Annotated in this window: 19 protein-coding genes; 10 read left to right on the top strand and 9 right to left on the bottom strand. The window is 41.5% G+C overall.

Translation table 11 applies throughout. From position 1 onward, the window contains the following. The first annotated feature begins 76 nt into the window (after positions 1–76). Positions 77–1,759, top strand: coding sequence for a DUF8614 domain-containing protein (locus tag K7X70_RS00980; protein ID WP_255606854.1), 1,683 nt, complete (start codon positions 77–79; stop codon positions 1,757–1,759). Positions 1,760–1,830: 71 nt separating this feature from the next. Here K7X70_RS00980 and K7X70_RS00975 read toward each other — a convergent pair whose 3' ends face one another. From K7X70_RS00975 to gltX, 8 genes are all read right to left on the bottom strand, one after another. Next, positions 1,831–2,199 carry a response regulator gene (locus K7X70_RS00975; RefSeq protein WP_222535321.1) on the bottom strand — a complete coding sequence of 123 codons (369 nt, stop codon included), beginning with the start codon at positions 2,197–2,199 and terminating at the stop codon, positions 1,831–1,833. 18 nt (positions 2,200–2,217) lie between these two features. Then, positions 2,218–2,781 (bottom strand): chemotaxis protein CheB, encoded by a 564-nt coding sequence (locus K7X70_RS00970; protein ID WP_222535320.1) that lies wholly within the window; start codon positions 2,779–2,781, stop codon positions 2,218–2,220. After that, positions 2,781–3,602, bottom strand: a complete 822-nt coding sequence (locus K7X70_RS00965; protein WP_222535319.1) for a CheR family methyltransferase — start codon at positions 3,600–3,602, stop codon at positions 2,781–2,783. Before K7X70_RS00965 ends, K7X70_RS00970 begins: the two co-directional genes overlap by 1 nt. A gap of 6 nt (positions 3,603–3,608) precedes the next feature. After that, positions 3,609–3,977 carry a response regulator gene (locus tag K7X70_RS00960; protein ID WP_062546406.1) on the bottom strand — a complete coding sequence of 123 codons (369 nt, stop codon included), beginning with the start codon at positions 3,975–3,977 and terminating at the stop codon, positions 3,609–3,611. A gap of 42 nt (positions 3,978–4,019) precedes the next feature. Continuing rightward, complete coding sequence (locus tag K7X70_RS00955; protein ID WP_222535318.1) at positions 4,020–7,634, bottom strand: response regulator; 3,615 nt, start codon at positions 7,632–7,634, stop codon at positions 4,020–4,022. A gap of 2 nt (positions 7,635–7,636) precedes the next feature. Next, positions 7,637–8,773 carry a hybrid sensor histidine kinase/response regulator gene (locus K7X70_RS00950; protein WP_222535317.1) on the bottom strand — a complete coding sequence of 379 codons (1,137 nt, stop codon included), beginning with the start codon at positions 8,771–8,773 and terminating at the stop codon, positions 7,637–7,639. 134 nt (positions 8,774–8,907) lie between these two features. Continuing rightward, positions 8,908–9,744 (bottom strand): KPN_02809 family neutral zinc metallopeptidase, encoded by an 837-nt coding sequence (gene ypfJ, locus K7X70_RS00945; protein WP_222535316.1) that lies wholly within the window; start codon positions 9,742–9,744, stop codon positions 8,908–8,910. A 72-nt stretch (positions 9,745–9,816) separates the two neighbouring features. After that, positions 9,817–11,325, bottom strand: a complete 1,509-nt coding sequence (gene gltX, locus K7X70_RS00940) for a glutamate--tRNA ligase (RefSeq protein ID WP_222535834.1) — start codon at positions 11,323–11,325, stop codon at positions 9,817–9,819. Between the two features lie 89 nt (positions 11,326–11,414). On the opposite strand from gltX, the gene K7X70_RS00935 reads away from it, so the two are divergent. From K7X70_RS00935 to K7X70_RS00910, 6 genes are all read left to right on the top strand, one after another. Then, entirely contained in the window at positions 11,415–12,632 is a 1,218-nt protein-coding gene (locus K7X70_RS00935) for a sensor histidine kinase (protein WP_062546402.1), read from the top strand. Further along, the gene (locus tag K7X70_RS00930; protein ID WP_222535315.1) at positions 12,610–13,116 is read left to right on the top strand and encodes a DinB family protein; all 507 of its coding nucleotides are present in this window, start codon (positions 12,610–12,612) and stop codon (positions 13,114–13,116) included. The genes K7X70_RS00935 and K7X70_RS00930 overlap by 23 nt, the downstream gene beginning before the upstream one ends. Next, a complete protein-coding gene (locus K7X70_RS00925; protein ID WP_222535314.1) occupies positions 13,116–13,541 on the top strand; it encodes a hotdog fold thioesterase in 426 nt (141 codons plus the stop codon). Before K7X70_RS00930 ends, K7X70_RS00925 begins: the two co-directional genes overlap by 1 nt. 178 nt (positions 13,542–13,719) lie before the next feature. After that, the gene (locus tag K7X70_RS00920; RefSeq protein WP_255606853.1) at positions 13,720–14,082 is read left to right on the top strand and encodes a DUF6249 domain-containing protein; all 363 of its coding nucleotides are present in this window, start codon (positions 13,720–13,722) and stop codon (positions 14,080–14,082) included. A gap of 59 nt (positions 14,083–14,141) precedes the next feature. Next, positions 14,142–14,723: an RNA polymerase sigma factor gene (locus tag K7X70_RS00915; protein ID WP_062546398.1), complete on the top strand. Its 582-nt coding sequence runs from the start codon at positions 14,142–14,144 to the stop codon at positions 14,721–14,723. Further along, positions 14,720–15,214 carry an anti-sigma factor family protein gene (locus K7X70_RS00910; RefSeq protein WP_222535313.1) on the top strand — a complete coding sequence of 165 codons (495 nt, stop codon included), beginning with the start codon at positions 14,720–14,722 and terminating at the stop codon, positions 15,212–15,214. Before K7X70_RS00915 ends, K7X70_RS00910 begins: the two co-directional genes overlap by 4 nt. A gap of 302 nt (positions 15,215–15,516) precedes the next feature. Here K7X70_RS00910 and K7X70_RS00905 read toward each other — a convergent pair whose 3' ends face one another. Then, entirely contained in the window at positions 15,517–15,699 is a 183-nt protein-coding gene (locus K7X70_RS00905) for a hypothetical protein (protein ID WP_062546396.1), read from the bottom strand. A gap of 181 nt (positions 15,700–15,880) precedes the next feature. Between K7X70_RS00905 and K7X70_RS00900 the strand changes: the two genes are divergently transcribed. Genes K7X70_RS00900 through K7X70_RS00890 form a run of 3 tightly spaced genes read left to right on the top strand, consistent with a single transcriptional unit; the run spans position 15,881 to position 18,875 of the window. After that, complete coding sequence (locus K7X70_RS00900) at positions 15,881–16,507, top strand: TetR/AcrR family transcriptional regulator (protein ID WP_222535312.1); 627 nt, start codon at positions 15,881–15,883, stop codon at positions 16,505–16,507. Further along, entirely contained in the window at positions 16,497–17,810 is a 1,314-nt protein-coding gene (locus K7X70_RS00895) for a TolC family protein (protein ID WP_222535311.1), read from the top strand. The genes K7X70_RS00900 and K7X70_RS00895 overlap by 11 nt, the downstream gene beginning before the upstream one ends. 21 nt (positions 17,811–17,831) lie before the next feature. After that, positions 17,832–18,875, top strand: a complete 1,044-nt coding sequence (locus tag K7X70_RS00890; protein WP_222535310.1) for an HlyD family secretion protein — start codon at positions 17,832–17,834, stop codon at positions 18,873–18,875.

The following is an 18,875-nucleotide window of genomic DNA, read 5'->3' as shown; positions in this document are numbered from 1 at the left end:
CTCAGATCAATGCAGGATAACGACAAAAATGCCCGCATTTGATGTAACTTTGCTACCGATAAAAACAAAGATCAATATGAAGAACTTAAGCAAATTAACGCTTATTATTGCCGGATGCGCGATCGCTACAGGGATTTCGTCTTGTAGTAATCCTCAGAGAAACACCAATACCCATGCCAAAGAGGTCACTTCCAGTGAAGACAGTTTGCAACGTTACGTAAACGAGCGGATTGCCATCTATGAGAAAGTTAAATTGAGCACCAACCTGAACGATTTATCTGCTACCGACCGTAAGATCTTGCCTTTATTGATTCAGGCTGCACAGATTATGGATGATTTGTTTTGGAAACAGGCTTATCCACAGCGCGACAGCTTATTAAGTACCATAAAAGATGAAAAAACCAAAGCTTTTGTATGGATCAATTATGGCCCATGGGATCGCTTAAACGGAGATAAACCATTTATTGCCAGCATCGGCACAAAACCTGATGGCGCTACTTTTTACCCTGCAGGAATGACAAAAGCGGAGCTGGAAAATTCAGACCTTAAAGACAAGTTCAACCAGTATTCTGTAATCCAGAAAGACAGTACAGGAAAATTAACGGAGATTCCTTACCATGTTTTGTTTGCCTCAGAATTACAAAATGCTTCTTCATTATTGAAACAAGCCGCTTTATTAACGGAAGATGCAGGATTCAAAAAATACCTGAACCTGCGTGCAGATGCTTTAACTTCAGATGATTTTACTGCAAGTGATTATGCCTGGTTAGACATGAAAACCAATAATCTGGACATCATCATCGGCCCAATTGAGAATTATGAAGATAAACTATTCAATGCCAGAGCTTCTTATGAAGCTTATGTATTGGTAAAAGATAAGGTTTGGAGTAAGCGACTGGCCAAATATGTAGCCATGCTGCCTCAATTACAAGAAGGATTGCCAGTTGATGCGAAGTATAAAAAAGAAAAACCAGGTACAGATTCTGAATTGAACGCTTATGATGTCGTTTATTATGCTGGAGACTGTAATGCGGGATCAAAAACGATTGCTGTAAACCTGCCGAATGATGAGATCATTCAACAGAAAAAAGGGACAAGACGTTCTCAATTGAAAAATGCCATGAAAGCCAAGTTTGACAAAATCCTGGTGCCAATTTCAAAAGAGCTGATCGACAAAGACCAGCAGCAATACATCAATTTCGATGCTTTCTTTGCCAATGTGATGTTCCATGAGGTTGCTCATGGTTTAGGAATCAAGAAAACAGTTACTGGTAAAGGGTTCGTAAAAGAAGCTTTGCAAGAGCAATATTCCTGGTTAGAAGAAGGAAAAGCTGATGTACTGGGCTTATATATGGTCACAGGATTACTGAAAAAAGGTGAGCTGGAAGGTGATTTAAAAACTTTCTACACTACTTATATGGCAGGGATCTTACGTTCAGTAAGGTTTGGCGCAGCAAGTGCTCATGGTAAAGCCAATATGCAATGTTTTAACTTTTTCAAAGAGAATGGCGCTTTCATCAGAAATGAGAATGGCACCTATAAAGTAGATTTCACGAAATTCGAAACGGCGATGAACAAGCTGAGCAAACTGATCATTACCCTTCAGGGTAATGGTGATAAGGCCGCGGTAGCGAAAGTTCAAAAAGAGAATGCGGTAATTAGTCCTGAATTACAAAAAGACTTAGACAAGCTAACGCAAAAAGGCATTCCTGTGGATGTGATTTTTGAGCAGGGTGTAGATGTACTGGGTGTAAAATAAACGGACCTAATCTTCTCCATAAAAAAGGGCAATAACCAATAGCTGGTTATTGCCCTTTTTATCTATAAAAACTACTGTTTTAAGTGCTTTTCAATAATGTCTTCCAGTTCTTGAATATCAAAGGGCTTAGACAGGTAACCATCCGCTCCAGCTTGTTCCGCCAGTGATTTCACATCATTATTAGCGGTAAAGTAAATCACAGGAATATTTTTTAAGCGTTCATCGCTTTTCAATTCCCTTGTCGCATCAATGCCGCCCACATCCGGCAGCCAGTTGTCCATAAAGATGATATCTGGCATATAGGCCATTACCTGATCAATGATCTGGTTAGAAGTCGCAGAGGTTTTAATCTCATAGCCTGCATCCTCCAGAATGATCGTACACAATTCCAAAATATCCGCATTGTCATCAAACACAAAAACCTTTTTCGAATTCCCCATTTATATATATTGTTGTTTCTAACTTAGTAAATTTATAAACGCTGCAATTTCCTCGATACGCAAGATACGATCTATAGCCACATTTTTTCTTGCCTGTTCTGGCATATAAGCTACTTGAGCAGAGTCTGGATCCTGAATAACAGCTATCCCGCCCCATTGTTTTACGGTTGCCAGCCCATTAACACCGTCGGCATTAGAGCCGGAAAGCAGCAGGCAAACCAGCTCCTCTTTAAACGTTTCTGCTGCGGTCTGAAAGGTCACATCTATCGCTGGTCTGGAATAATTCACTTTTTCTGAGTAGTCTAAAGAGAAAGTATGGTCCATTTCAATCAGTAAATGATAATCCGAGGGGGCAATATAAATGGTTCCAGGAACCATCATTTCCTTCTCATCAGCTTCCTTAACTGGCATTGCTGTTCTTGAGGAAAGTAAACCTGGCAGTAAAGAATCAGCTCCATGTTTTCGGTGTATGACAATAACAATCGGAAAGGAAAGGCCAGGGTCTACAGCAGGCAGGACCTTTAACAGCACTTCCAGACTTCCTGCGGAACCTCCGATTATAAATGCTTTACACTTCTTCATTAGCGTTGTTTCCTCCAAATTTTGTTTCCTGGTAATCGTTTATATTGTTTGTGAATATCCGAAAATTCAATCGTTTCTTTTGTTCCTAATGCGAGATAGCCCAAATCTTCCAGACTATCATCAAAAAGTTCAAGCACTTTATTTTGCAGGTCCCGGTCAAAATAGATCAGGACATTGCGGCATAGGATCAGTTGAAATTCATTGAAGGAATGATCTGAGACCAGGTTATGCGTAGAAAAGATGATTTTACTTTTCAGCTCATCATCAAATTTAGCAAGGGAATAATTTGCACTGTAGTAGCTGGAAAAATCCTGCGTCCCACCAGCTGCAATATAATTTTCCGAATATTGTTTCATTTGCCCTAATGCAAACATTCCCTGAGCGGCTTTCTCGAGTACTGCAGGGTTTAAATCAGTGGCATAGATCAATGATTTATGCAATAAATTGAGTTCTTTTAAAACAATAGAGATGGAGTAGGCCTCTTCTCCTGTAGAGCACCCGGCCAGCCAGATTCGAATAAAAGGATAAGTGCCCAGTTGGGGTAATACGTGTTCTCTCAATGTTTTAAAAAACTGTGGATCACGAAACATTTCCGTCACATTTACCGTAATCTGTTCAACAAACCGCTTAAAATAGAGCGGATCATTATTTACTTTATACCGAAACTCGGCGAAACTGAGCGATTTATCAAGGGTATATAAACGGTTTATCCTTCTTTTTAAAGAGGCTTTAGAATATCCCGTAAAATCATAGCCATATTGCTCCAGGAGATCTGTAAGCAGGATTTCAACCTGATCGTCATTAACAGCGGAAAGTTCCAAATTAGGTTAAATATAAAGCTTAAGCAGATCTGTTAATTCGTCCACGTTGATCGGTTTGGAAACATAACCAACTGCACCTGCATTCAGGCATCGTTCACGATCTCCCAGCATGGCTTGTGCGGTTACGGCGATCACGGGTATCTCTTTTAGCTCAGGATGTCTACTCATTTGTGCCATGGCCTGATAACCGTCCATTCCGGGCATCATCATGTCCATTAATACCACAGCTATTCCTTTCTCTTTTTTCAGCAGATCTAATCCTTCTTCCCCACCTATTGCCGAAACACATTGAAAACCTTTTGACTTTAACACTGCCGAAAGGGCAAATATATTCCTGTTATCGTCGTCTACTATTAATATTTTATTCTCTGCCATATATCAAAAACAATTGAGCATTTCATTTAAACCCTTTTCAATTTATGCTTTATCATAAAGCCATACCCTGAGCAAGGAGATGAGCTGATCGATGTCTACCGGTTTGGAAATATAGTCGGATGCACCCGCTGCAATACACTTTTCCCGGTCGCCCATCATTGCTTTCGCAGTAACAGCCAGGATAGGCAATTGTTTGAAGGTAGGAATTTTTCTAATCTCCCTGGTGCTTTCATATCCGTCCATCTCTGGCATCATCATATCCATAAGGACAATATCTACCGTTGGATTCTCTTTAAGCAACTGTAGGGCTTCTTTTCCATCCGTAGCGGCTAAAACATTCATCTTATGCTGCTCTAATGCTTTAGTGAGTGAGAAAATGTTTCTAACATCATCATCGGCTATTAAAACTGTTTTATTATTGAGGACCTCATATAATCCACCAAGCTGCTCAGTAGGCTGTTTTTTATTTTTATGCCTTCCTTCTGTTTCTTTTTCTTCAACCAGGTGAAGGAACAAACCTGCTTCATCCAGGATTCTCTGGTAAGAATGTGCTGTTTTAACAACAATAGAATCGGCGTATTGCTTGATTCTGATTTCCTCCCCTTTAGACAAGTTTTTACCGGTAAAGATGATGATTGGTAAGTTCTCCAATCCTTCACTCTTTTTAATGGTTTCCAAGGTCTCGTAGGCATTCTTATCCGGAATCCCCATGTCAAGGATCACACAGTCGACCTCATTTTTATGTAAGGCACCAATACTTTCTCCTACATTATTGACTACTTCCGTTTGGATGTTATAATTGCTGAGAAAGAAACTCAATGCTTCGGCATGCTGTTTATTTTCTTCAACAATCAGTACTTTTTTCGGAGAGCGGCTAAATGCATCTTCGAGTTTTTGGAAAATATTCTTAATCTGTTCCAGGGCCACCGGTTTATTGATAAAATCAACAGCGCCTTTCAGCAGGCTTTCCTTTTTCACTTCCAGGGAGGACATAATATGTACTGGAATCGGCTTAGTTGCTGGATTAGATTTCAATTCTTCCATCACCTGCCATCCATCTTTTACTGGCAACTGAATGTCCAGTAAAATTGCCTGTGGTTTATATAGGTTGGCCAGCTCGATACCTACGTCGCCTCTTACCGCTACAATCCCTTTATAGCCCCGTTTTCGGGTAAACTGCAGCAGTGTTTTTGCAAAATTCGTATCATCTTCGACGATCAGAATCACTTTATCACCTGGCTGAATATCATCCCTGTCGTCGGCAATCTCCTGAGGGATATTTTGAACGGTGAAACGCGCGATAGGCGCTTCCACAAATGGCTCAGCAAAAATTGGTTTCGTAATCGTTGCAGCTTCCGCCTCAGCGAAACCAGAAACCAAGGCATCAACTTGTTTAATCGGTAATTTCAGAGTAAACTCACTGCCCACCTGCTCCTGACTGCTCAACTGTATTTCGCCGCCCAATAATTTCGCCAGCTCACGGCTAATCGAAAGTCCAAGACCTGTTCCTCCAAAATTACGTCGTGTAGAGCCATCTGCCTGTTGAAAAGCTTCAAAAATCATTGCTTGTTTATTGGCAGGAATTCCGATGCCAGTGTCCTTCACTTTAAACAGCAAGAATTTCTCTGTTGAATCTTTTTTAATACTCATGCTCACCTTCCCTTTGCTGGTAAACTTAATGGCATTGGAAAGCAGGTTTTTAAGCACTTGCTCCAGGCGCATCTTGTCTGTTTCTACCAATGGCAGATTCGGTTGCAGTTCTAATTCCAGCTCCAGTTTTTTATCGGAAGCCAAAGGCGAGAATAAAGCGCGCATATCTGCAGCTACTTCCGTCATCGGCACCTCGGCAAATTCCAATTTCATCTTTCCGGCCTCAATCTTAGAAAGGTCGAGAATTTCATCAATTAGTGCCAGTAGCCCTTGTCCGGAGCTTTGAATCACCTCAGCATACTCAATATATTCTTCGTCCAGGTCCTTATTATCAGACATGAGTTTGGAAAGTAACAAGATAGAATTCAATGGCGTTCTCAATTCATGAGACATATTGGCCAGAAATTCTGATTTATATTTTGTGCTTTGCTCCAGCTGTTCCGCTTTTTGCTGAATGTCCAAATTGCGTTCCTGAATCAGTTGATTTTTTTCTTCCAATAAACTGGTGCGTTCTTCGAGCTCCTGATTGCTTTGTAAAAGCTCTTCCTGCTGCACCCTTAGTTCCTCCTCTGAGGTTTGTATTTTCTGAGTCTGCGCTTCTAACTCGGCGTTCAGCCCCTCCAGTTCGCTATGCTGTGCTTGTAGTTCTTCTGCTTGCGCCTGCGTTTCTTCCAGGAACTCCTGTAGTTTTTTACGGTTTTGAGATACATGAATGGCAATGCCTATATTCGTAGAAATCGTGCTGATGAACTCTAATTGTAAAGGGCTATAGGTGTTTAAAGAACCCAATTCCAATACGCCGACCAGTTCATCATGACGAAAAACAGGAACGGCAACCACATTACGCGGTTTTGTATTTCCTGCAGCATAGCTGATGGTTAACTCTTCATCAGGAATGTCATTGATTAAGATCTGCTTAGCAGATTTCCAGGCCTGACCAGCAAGACCTTCACCCAATCTTAAAGATTTCTGACGCTCTCTTTCCAGTAGCGCATAGCCTGCGATCAATGTCAGGTGACTCTCCTCTTCCAATAAATAGAAGGCCGCCACATGGCTATTGGTATGGGCAACTATGCTTTCCAAGACATCATTGGCCAGCTCAGGAACACTTTTTTCACCTACCATCTGGTCATTCAGACTGGCAATCCCAGATTGCAGCCATTCCTTATCTGCCAGGAGCGAGAAGGAATATTTCAGAGATTCAGCCATGGCATTGAGCGATACAGCTACCCCTCCCAGTCCATCCTGACCTTCTTCATCTGCCCGGACGTCATAATCACCATTAGAAATTTGTCCGGCAATGTGTCTAACCTCTTCTATCCTACGGTCAACATCTTCATTTTTCTGTTTCAATTCTTCTTCCAGCTTTAGTCGCTCATTGAAGTCAAAAATTACTTTACGGTAAAAGAAGATGGTAATTATAATCGCTAACAATGCTGCCAATACAATCAGCATCGGAGTAAATTTGGAAAGTTTGTTCATGCTCGCTGTACGCTCTTCCAGCAATCGTTTTTCTTCCTTTTCCATGCTGGAGATCACTGCACGGGCGCTATCCATATATTTTTTCCCATTCAGGAGTTCAGAAACACTCACGTTTCCACCTCTTTCTTTGATGGAAATGGTTTTTTCAAGAACATTGAGTCTTCCTGTGATGATTTCTTCCAATTTGGCCACTTGCTTTTGCTGCAAGGGGTTATCTCTGGTTAAGTATTTTATATTTTCAAGTAAGGTAGCCGCGCGTTGTTTCGCTCCATTATAAGGATCTAAAAAGACCGTTTCACCAGTCAGCAGGTAACCCCTTTGTCCAGTTTCCGCATCTTTCAAAGTAGAAATAATCTCTTCCAGTCCGGTAATCACTTCATTGCTATGGTGCACCAGATCCGCACTACGAATCAGACTGGTAATACTTTGATAAGAGGCCATAGAGCTAATAAATAGCACCAGTAACGACAGCCCTAATCCAACACGGAGTTTTCCTTTTAAAGATCGTTGCTTATTTTGCGGCATAATTAATTTTCTTTTTCATCCTTTTCGGATGTAGCATTAAATGGAATATTAAAATAAAACTCTGACCCTTCACCAGGGATACTTTTCACACCTACTTCACCCCCATGTCTTCTGATGATTTCAGCAGAGATATAGAGTCCAATACCCAATCCCTGAAAATGAATGGCGGTTTCTTCTACCCGATAAAACTTCTCAAATACGTTCTTCTGTAGTTCTTCATCGATACCAATTCCGAAATCCCTGACTCCTACATAAACGCTTTCTCCACGGTCTTCAACGGTAATATGCACTTCTGAAGTGCCTGGTGAATATTTAATGGCATTGGTTAAGAAGTTAATTACGACCTGCTCAATGCGCATTTCATCCCCACAGATTTCCCGCTTAACCGACCCGGTTTTCAAGAGTTTAAATTCAGGATTGGATTGGTGAATAATTTCTATTACACTGTCCAGCATGTCATCTATAATAAACGGCCGCTTGTTGAACTTTAGTTTACCGCTTTCAATCTTAGAAATATCGAGAAGGTCGGTGATGAGTTCATTTAGTTTCTCCAGCTGTACCTGCGCTTTAGCCAGGTGCTTTTTTAAGGTAGGGACGTCCCCTTTGTCAATGCTTCGTTCCAGCAACTGAACATATCCTTTCACGCTGGTGAGTGGTGTTTTCAATTCATGGCTGGCGATACTGATGAATTCATCTTTTTTACGCTCGGCCTGTTTTCTGAACTCAATTTCATCCATTAAAGCTTTTTGAATTTCAATCAGCTTTCTGCTTTGCTCATAAATGCGGTAAAAGGTTTTCACTTTTAGCAGGAGAATGTCCATATCTACCGGTTTGGTGATATAATCCAATCCACCGGAAGAATATCCTTTAGTGATAAACTTCGTTTCCGTATTGGCTGCAGAAAGGAAGATAATCGCGGTTTCTTTTGCCTTACTATAACCCGAAATGGCCTCAGCAACTTCAAAACCATCCATTCCAGGCATTTGTACATCAAGGATAATCAGGACGTATTCGTTTTTAAGAACTTTTTTTAAGGCCTCTTCTCCTGATGATGCGGTATCTACTTCAAAATTATGTTTCTCCAGAACCTTTTTTAATGAGATCAGGTTCTCGGGGGTATCATCTACAATTAGTATCATTCTTAAATAAATAAGGCGACTGAACCATCAGCTGCCAATGCATAATTGTGCAAATAGTCTTTTGCTAATTTATGTAAGTTTGAAGAATAAAACATGTTTAGACATGCTTTATATCAAAAAACTTGCATCGAATGCTAGAGTTGTGTGGAATTAAAAGTATCTCCCTGACGAAAATCGCCGGTATCGAAACCTTTTTTAAACCAATACATTCTTTGAGCGGAGGTACCGTGAGTAAAGGCATCAGGCACGACCTCTCCCTGGGCTTGTTTCTGCAATTTATCATCGCCGATTGCATTTGCAGCGGTAATGGCTTCTTCAAGATCGCCTTCATCCAGTTTGAAATCTTTTAAATTCTGAGCATGATTGGCCCATAGACCGGCAAAAAAATCTGCCTGTAGCTCCAGTTTAACGGAAAGTCTGTTGTATTCCTTTTCGCTGAGCTGTGCTCTGGCACGCTGCACTTTTTCTGAGATACCCAATAGGTTCTGAACGTGGTGCCCTACTTCATGGGCAATCACGTAGGCCTGGGCAAAATCGCCGCCGGCACCGAAACGGTTTTGTAATTCCTGATAAAAACTCAGGTCAATATATACTTTATGATCGCCGGGACAGTAAAAAGGTCCTACTGCGGCACTGGCACTTCCGCAAGCGGATTGTACGCTATTGGTAAATAAGACTAAAACCGGTTTTTCATAGCTTTTCCCCATTTCCTGGAATTGCTGTTCCCATACCTGGTTGGTAGATTCCAGTACGCCATCCACAAATTTGGCTTCCTTGTCTGTAGGATCACCAGTTTTAGGCGTCCCCTGAGTTGCTTCGCTGAGAGGCAACTGACTTACCAGACCTGTAAGATCTTGTCCGAAGAACAATCCGAGGATCACGACAATGATTCCTATACCACCACCGATGGCGCCACCGCTCATCCCTCGTCTGTCTTCAATATTTCCACTTCCTTTACCGAACCATTGCATATAAATTCCGTTTAAATTGGTTTACAAAAATCTGGGACAATTGTTATACCAATTTAAACGAAAAGTTTATTTTTATGCAAATGCAGTTAAAGCAGTCTGTATTCTTTGGATAGTTTCTGTCGCGCCTAGAGCTATAGCGATGTCAAATACACCCGGACCGAATTTACCGCCTACCAGCATAATGCGGAAAGGCAGCATGAGTTCTCCAGGTTTAAAACTATGCGCTGCAGCCAATTCTTTGAACTTTTCCTCTAATTCTGAGGGAGTTAATCTATCAGTAATCACAGCGGCATAAGCATTAAAAAACGCCGCTTTCTCTGCAGACCATTTTGGCTGCACTGCTGGAAGATCAAATTCTACTGGTGCCACAAAAAAGTAAGCACTTTGAGGAACAAAATCTGTTAACAGGTGACAGCGATCTTTAATCAGGTCAATTACTGTAGCTAAATAAGTCTCCTCATGGATCTCAATTCCCTCCGCAGCAAATGCTTGTTTCACCCTTGGCAACAATGCTGCTGCCGGACTATTTTTGATCCATTCGTGGTTGTACCATTTCGCTTTTTCAAAGTCGAATTTTGCGCCGGCTTTGCTGATGCGTTCAATAGAGAACTTTTCAATCAACTCTGTCATAGAGAAAATCTCGTTTTCAGTACCATCATTCCAGCCTAACATGGCCAGAAGATTCACAAAAGCCTCTGGCATAAAGCCCAGTTCTTTGAATCCCTTGGTCAGGTCTCCTGTTTTAGGATCTGTCCAGTTTTGTGCGTAAACAGGGAAGCCTAAGCGATCTCCGTCACGTTTACTCAGCTTTCCATTGCCATCAGGTTTTAGGATTAATGGTAGATGTACCCATTGCGGCATTTCATCGTCCCAGCCCAGGTATCTCCAAAGGAGTACATGAATCGGTGCAGATGGCAACCACTCTTCACCCCTAAAAACATGACTGATTTCCATGGCTTTATCGTCTGCAACTACCGCCAAATGATAGGTTGGCATACCGTCAGCTTTCAATAATACTTTATCATCTACCAGATTGGTATCAAAACTCACATGGCCTCTGATCAAATCGGTAAAAGAAACGGTTTCATCAGCAGGAATTTTTATGCGGACTACATGAGGCGTATTCGCGGCCAAAAGTGCGGCTACTTCCGCATCCGCTAAGGTTAGAGAGTTCCTCATGTCGCCACGCGTAGACAAGCCATACGTAAAATTTGGAATTTCCTTACGTTTAGCATCCAGTTCTTCCGGAGTATCGAAAGCATAATAAGCAAAACCATCAGCAATCAGCTGATCTGCATATTGTTTATAAGTAGATTTACGTTCGCTCTGGCGATATGGCGCAAATGGGCCACCCAATTCAGGACTTTCATCCGGTTTCATGCCGCACCATTCCAGGCAGGAAGCGATATAAGCCTCTGCACCTTCCACAAAACGGGTCTGATCGGTATCTTCCACCCTAAGGATGAATGTTCCGTTATGTTGCTTCGCGAACAAATAATTAAACAAAGCGGTGCGTACACCACCCAAATGCAACCCGCCCGTTGGGCTAGGGGCAAATCTTACTCTTACTTTCTTTTCCATCATACGAATTACAAAGATATATTTTTTACCCCGTTACCTTTCTATTCCGCTATTTTTGAATGGTATTTTGTAATTTGCCCGGATAACCTATGAATCCATACGAAAAAAAGCGCCGCTGGAAATTCTTCTTACTATTTTTTGCTATCGTGATCGGTACTGCTTCTGTATTGTACAGCGATTTCTTTGTGAAAAAGATGGAACGTGAAGAAAGAATGCAATTTCAACTCTTCGTTAAGGTGACCGAAAAATCACTGGCCATGTATGATGATGAAAATACAACAGATCTGGTTGACCTCATCAGAACGAATACCAAATTACCCATCATGATCATCAATCAAGAAGGGACAATTCTTTCCTATCAGGGACTCGATTCTACGAAAACCAATTATGATTTACAAAAGAAAGATGGACTGACTTATGACCCCGCTTATTTTCTGCGGGAGCTGAATATGATGAAAAAACAGCACCCTCCAACCCCCATTATAGGGCTTGACGATACGCGCTGGTATGTTTATTACAAAGATTCCCCAACTTTAACGCAGCTCCGTTATTTCCCCTATATCCAGCTTGCCGTGATCGGATTGTTCCTCCTCACCGCTTATGTAGCCTTTAGTTCGGCAAGAAAAGCAGAGCAGGACCAGGTTTGGGTAGGAATGGCCAAGGAAACTGCCCATCAGCTGGGTACGCCTATTTCTTCGCTGATGGCCTGGGTGGAACTGATGAAATCCCGGTTCAATGCAGAAGACGACCCATTGATTGCTGAGATGGAAAATGACATCAAAAGACTGGAAGTGATTACCGACCGCTTCTCTAAAATCGGCTCTAAACCTATGGTAGAAGACCATGTGGTGTATACTGTAATCCATAACTTCGTAGAGTACTTTAAACTGCGTACTTCAGATAAAATCATTTTTAAGATTACCGGTGACGAGCAGGTTCGGGCCTTGCTGAATGTGCCTCTGTTTGATTGGGTGACCGAAAACCTATTGAAAAATGCAGCAAATGCCATCGAAAACGAGGGGACGATCACGATCGATATCATTGAAAACTTAACCAAAGAAGAAGTCTTTATTGATGTCACAGATACTGGACGAGGCATTGCCAGATCCAAATTCGACGCCGTCTTCCAACCAGGTTATACCACTCGTAAACGCGGATGGGGGCTCGGATTGTCACTCACCAAAAGAATTATCGAGAACTATCATAACGGGCAGATTTTTGTAAAAGACTCTGAACTGGAAAAAGGAACCACCTTCCGCATCATTTTAAAAAGCAGTATAACTTATGAACCGACCTCAAACACATGAGTATCCCGCCTGGGCGGAGACTTACATCAGTAAAATTTCGGGTGATGACATCCTGGATCTCTTAGAAAAACAAGGGATGGATTTTCCTGAGTTCTTAAATACCCTGACAGAGAAAGCAGATTATGCCTATGCGCCAGGAAAATGGACGATTAAGGAAATGGCAGGACATATTGTGGATACGGAACGGATCCTGGTATATCGTTTAACCTGTTTTGCCCGTGCAGAACAGCATGCTCTAGCTGGCTTTGATGAAGATGATTATGTGACGAATGCCCATTTCGCTGACCGCAGTCTGCAGAGTTTTTCAGAAGAATTTGCCTTGCTGAGAAAGGCTAATTTATATTTGTTTAAGTCCTTAAATGAACACGAACTGAACCGCAGCGGTACTGCTTCTGAGCGTCAGATCAGTGTTAGGGCCTTGTTGTTTGTCATTGCAGGTCACGTAATTCATCATACTGGGATCATCGAAGAAAGGTATTTATAATGTGGTTTTCCCAATTTACACCGGAAGGGTTAAATGATCGCCCGAAAAATCATTTAGGAGGTTTATTGGACATCCAGTTTACGGAAATAGGTGCCGACTTTTTAAAAGCCACCATGCCCGTAGATGAAAGAACGCATCAGCCAGCGGGAATTCTGCATGGCGGAGCTTCTGTAGTCCTTGCCGAAACCCTAGGAAGCATTGCTTCTTACATGTGCATCGACCCGGAAAAACACATGGCTGTAGGCCTTGAAATCAATGCCAACCACCTCAGGCCGGTTAAAAGCGGGCTGGTTACCGGCATCTGTAAGCCCTTGCATATTGGCGCAAAAACCCATGTCTGGGAAATAAAAATATACAACGATAAAGGTAAAATGAACTGCATAAGCCGTTTAACAGTAGCCGTTATTGCAAAACCTCAAGCATAACGGGATTCATTTCCCTTAGAAAAGCTCGGCAATCCCGGGCTTTTCGCCTTTAAATGACTTTTTATACGCTTTTTATTTTTTTCTATTTTCCCTGTAACCTGTTTCATTTTCATGTGGTCATAGCTTACAGAACACGAGTTCAATAAAACAGATCTTTAACAAATAAAATTTAAATAAAATGGGAAACGAAATATTAGTACCGATCACACTCTTCCTTTGCACTACTGCGCTTGTATTCGGGTTGAGGTATATGTCTAACAAAGAAAAAATGGCCATGATTGAACGTGGCATGGATCCAGGACTGGCCAAATCAAGACCTAGTGCACCAATGCCTTTTGTGAGCCTAAAATTCGGCTTATTATTAGTTGGATTAGGGCTGGGTCTGATTGTGGCGTTGTTTACCGTGAGAGCTATCGGATTAGATGACGAAGAAGGAGTGGCCGTTTATTTTGGGTGCCTTAGCATTTTTGGAGGATTAGGCCTGATCGTTTCTTATGCGATGGAAAAAAACTGGCTGGACAAGCAGAAAGACCTGCAGTAAATCTATAACCACCTAATTCCCTATATAAAACTATCTAAAAGACGCGCGTCTAAAAATATATGCAGCATAAGCAATCGGATAACGAGCTAATTACTGAAGTCCTGTCGGGCAATACCGCGGTTTTTTCCGAACTGGTAAAACGTCATCAGCGATTTGTATTTACGTTGGCGATGCGTTTTTCCAAACGTCGGGAAGATGCAGAGGAAATCGCACAGGATTGTTTCATTAAAGCATATAAGGCCCTCGGTACCTATAAGCAGACTGCAAAATTTTCTACCTGGTTGTATACGATCACCTATACGACTTCCATGAGCTTTTTACGCAAAAAGCGACTGGATGTACAATCAATAGACGATGAAGGCAGTATCCTTCAGCTGGAAAACCATACTTCTGACTTCAATTCAGACCTGGTAGAAAAAAGATCTGGTTATGTGTACCTGAACCAGGCCATTGCTTTACTATCTGCCGATGATGCCAGTATCATCACCCTGTTTTATCAGGGTGAACAAAGTCTGGAGGAGATCGGAAAGACCCTCAATATGGAAAGCAATACGGTAAAAGTAAAATTGCACCGCGCCAGAATCAGACTGAAAGAAAAATTACAATATTTGTTAAAAGACGAAGTAAAGGAGTTATTATGATCACTATAGAAGAAGAAATCTGGGATTATATTGATGGCAGCTGCAGCCCCGAACAGCAATTGGCTGTGGAAGCTAAGATTGCCTCAGATCCAGCATACAGTTCCTTATATCAGGAACTCCTGGAAATCAATAAAGAGATGAGTGGAATGGGCCTTGAAGAGCCTTCTATGTCATTTACCAGGAACGTGATGGAGCAGGTAACGCTGGAAATCGCGCCGGTATCCATGAAAACGAAAGTAGATAAACGCATTATTTATAGTATTTCTGCGTTTTTCATCTTTTCGATGTTCGCTATACTAGCTTATATCATCGCTAATAGCGATTTTACTTTTCAGGATGCAAAATTTGGCAACTTATTCAGCTCCGGACAACTGGACTTTAATAAATATTTCACCCCTACTTTCATTAAAATATTTCTATTTGTAGACGTGCTATTGGCTTTTGCTTATCTGGACAGTTTTCTGCGAAGAAAGCGTCATAGCCATCAGTAGAATTGGATTTCTTAAGAAATCCAGTCAGTAGCTCTAATATAAATACCCTTTATACCACCTTAAATTAAAAATGCCGAATCAGTTGATGATCCGGCATTTTCTATATCACTTATATTTTATTTCAATGAATTGAATTGCGTAATTCGCGAATAGCGATTACTCTGCTGACCAACCTTAGAAACCCTTAGCAACCAGACTTCAGGGCACACAAAGATATGGTGTCCTTTCTCCTTGCTCCCAAATAGATCCTTTATAAGTAACCGTTCAGGGTTAGCAGTTTATATTAAAAAATGGCAAAAAGACTAGTATTCGCGTCCTTTAACCAATCCGTTCAGGAACATTGCGGAAAGAATAAATCCGATAATTCCACCTAATACAGACCATAAAAATGCGCCTGAGATTATTGCTGCCGTTAAAGTTCCAAAAAACAGGCCTAAAACATAATACACCCAATCAAAACTGTTGTTATTTTCTTCGTTAGTCATTTTTAATATACTTAGGCCCCAAAGATATTGATTTATTTCAAAATAGGAAGCAGTAAGCACAGAACTATCCACCTAATATTATCGCCTATATTGTCAGGGCTTTGTCAATTAAGAATCCAAGTCCAGTCTTGCGCTACAACTATTCAATCGATTGATTAATTTTGCTCCGTCAAATTTAGAAATGGAAAAAGCAGATAAAAAAGCGAGTATTCTGGAAGCCGCGGAGCGATTGTTTACAGAGCTGGGTTACGAAGGCACTTCTACCCGTCAAATCGCGAAAGAATCAGGGGCGAATATGTCCATGATCAACTATTACTTTGGATCTAAAGAAGGTGTTTTCATGGAAATCATGTCTAAAAGAATCTTCGGTTTCAATGAGCAGCTCCTCAGCATCAGCCAGGATAAACTCTCTCACATGGAAAAATTACTAAAAGTAATTGAAAACTATGCGACGCGTATTTTATGCAATCCAGGTTTGCATAAAATGATGCACAGAGAACTGACCCTTTCCCAGCGCCCGGAAATGTTTTTGAAAGTAAAAAACTCCATGGCCAACAACCTTGTCGTGATTGAACAAATCATTGATAATGGGATCACAGAGGGCAGTTTTCGCCAGGTAGATGTAAGAATGCTCATCGCAACAGTGATGGGTACCATCAGTAATGTGGCCATCTCCCCAGCAAAAATCACGTATGGCACGACGCTCGATATCAATAACGAGGAAGACAAAGCCGTGATTACCGACCGCCTGATTGCTCATCTAAAAGACCTTCTCATCGTGTATTTAACTCCCAATAATGATAAATAGAATCAAGTTCAGCGTCATCGCATTACTCCTGCCAGGAATGCTTTACGCGCAAAACACCAAAAACCTGAGCTTATCGGAGGCCATACAGCTCGGCATTGAAAACAGCAAAAACCTGAAACGTTCTCAGAACAAGGTGGATGCAGCGATCAACCAGCTGAGCATTGCCAAAGATAGGGCCTTGCCAACGGCAGAGGCTTCTTTTCTGTACAATCATGCTGAAATCCCAACCAATCAACTCGTCATCGGCGGTGCTAACCCAATTAATTTGCCAAAACGTGCAGATGCATTTGTAGGTACAGCAAGCGTAAAAGAGCTGATTTATGGCGGTGGAAAGCTGAAATATGCAGAAGAATCCACTCGTTTGTTGACTGAGGTGGCCAGATTAGATGCAGATAAAGATAAGGAGGAGATCAGCTATGCGGTGATCAACACTTATTTTTCGCTTTACAAAATCATCCAAAGTAAAAAGGTGGTGGCGCAAAATCTGGAATCCATCGCTGGTCAGCTAAAACAGGCAGAAAGGTTTTTTAGCCAGGGTATCGTCACCAAAAATGATGTGCTCAGGTTCCAGTTGCAACAAGCAAACGTCTCTTTAACAGAGATGGAGATTGAAAACAACCGAAAGATTATAAACTACAACCTGAATGTATTGCTGGGGATCTCTGAAGACACCGAGCTGCTGCCAACAGATCCTAACGATAACCTGAAAGCCCTTCCTGCTTTAAACAGCTACCTGGATCAGGCCTTCACAAACCGTCAGGAGTTGAAGCAGTTTGACATCAGGAACAAAGTAGCCGAGGTGAATATTAAATCCGTAAAAGCCAATACCCTGCCTACCGTAGGCATTGGAGCAGATTTGTATTATATCAATCCAAGCGGTTCTTTCATTCCGCCAAGCCACCAGTTTTTAGTTCCCATGACTTTAGGCGCTAATGTTTCCTGGAATATCGGCACACTTTGGACCAATAAGCACAAAGTAACCGATGCCAGAATTCAGCAGAAAGACGTAGAACTTCAAAAAGATGTGTTCTCGGATCAGGTGAAAACTGAAGTGAATAGAAATTATCAGAATTACCAGCTGTCAGTCAACAAGATTAAAGTTTTAGAGACTTCTATCGCACAGGCAACAGAAAACGACAAGTTACTGGCTTCAAAATATAAAAACAACGTGGCCTCTGCCATCGATAGAATTGATGCAGAAACCCTTTTATACCAGGCTAAAATCAACCTGGAACTGGCAAAAGCCGATGCTGGACTCGCCTATTATACCTTATTAAAATCAACGGGAAAAATCTCCCAATAAAAACCTTTTATATAAATTCCAATGGAAACTGAAAAGAAAAAAAAGAATATAGTAATCCCGATCATATTAGCAGTATTGATCATTTTAGGCGGGATTTTCGGGGTAAAAGAATTTATCTATTATAGCAAACACGTAGACACGGATGATGCGCAGATTGATGGCGACATCAGTCCGGTTGTAGCTCGTGTTGGCGGTTACGTAAAAGACATCAATTTTGAAGAAAACACGAGAGTAAAAGAAGGTGATGTTTTGGTAAAACTTGACGACAGCGACTATAAAGTAAAGCTAGAACAAGCACAGGCAGGACAAATGGGTGCTAGCGCAGGTGTAGGTGTTTCTGAATCTCAGATTGCCGCTACCGCAGCAAATACCAGCACTGCCAGAGCAAATATCGAAGCTGCAAGGGTAAAATTATCCCTGGCGCAGAAAGATTATGAGCGTTATGCAAATCTGGTAAAGGATGGTTCAATCACCCAACAGCAATTTGACCAGGCTAAAGCGCAGAAAGAATCTGCACAAGCCGCTTTTACAGCTGCAAATGATCAATATGCTGCAGCAGTAAAACAAGTAGGAACTACGCAATCTCAACTGGCAGTGAGCCATAATGGAGTTACACAACGCCAGTCAGATGTAGATTTCGCAAAATTACAATTGTCTTATACCGAAATCAAAGCACCTGCAACAGGTATTGTTTCTAAAAAGAATGTTCAAAAAGGACAATTGGTTCAAGCCGGACAATCTTTGTTTTCTATCGTGAATGACAACAGCATTTATGTCACGGCAAACTTCAAAGAAACGCAGTTGGAAGACATCAAACCAGGCCTAAAAGTGAAAGTGGAAGTAGATGCTTATCCAAATGCAGAAGTTCAAGGTGAAGTTTACAACTTCGCGCCAATTACAGGTGCAAAAGGCTCACTTCTTCCTCCAGATAATGCCACAGGAAACTTCGTAAAAGTAGTACAACGTATTCCGGTAAAGATTAAGATTACCAACGCTCCAAAAGAAATCCTGGAAAAACTTCGTCCTGGAATGAGTGTAAAAGTTTCCGTTTCTATAAAAGACTAA

The organism is Pedobacter polysacchareus, from assembly GCF_019802255.1.
GTDB lineage: Bacteria > Bacteroidota > Bacteroidia > Sphingobacteriales > Sphingobacteriaceae > Pedobacter > Pedobacter polysacchareus.
Note: the sequence above shows the minus strand (reverse complement) of the source record. Positions and strands in the feature narration are given on the sequence as shown.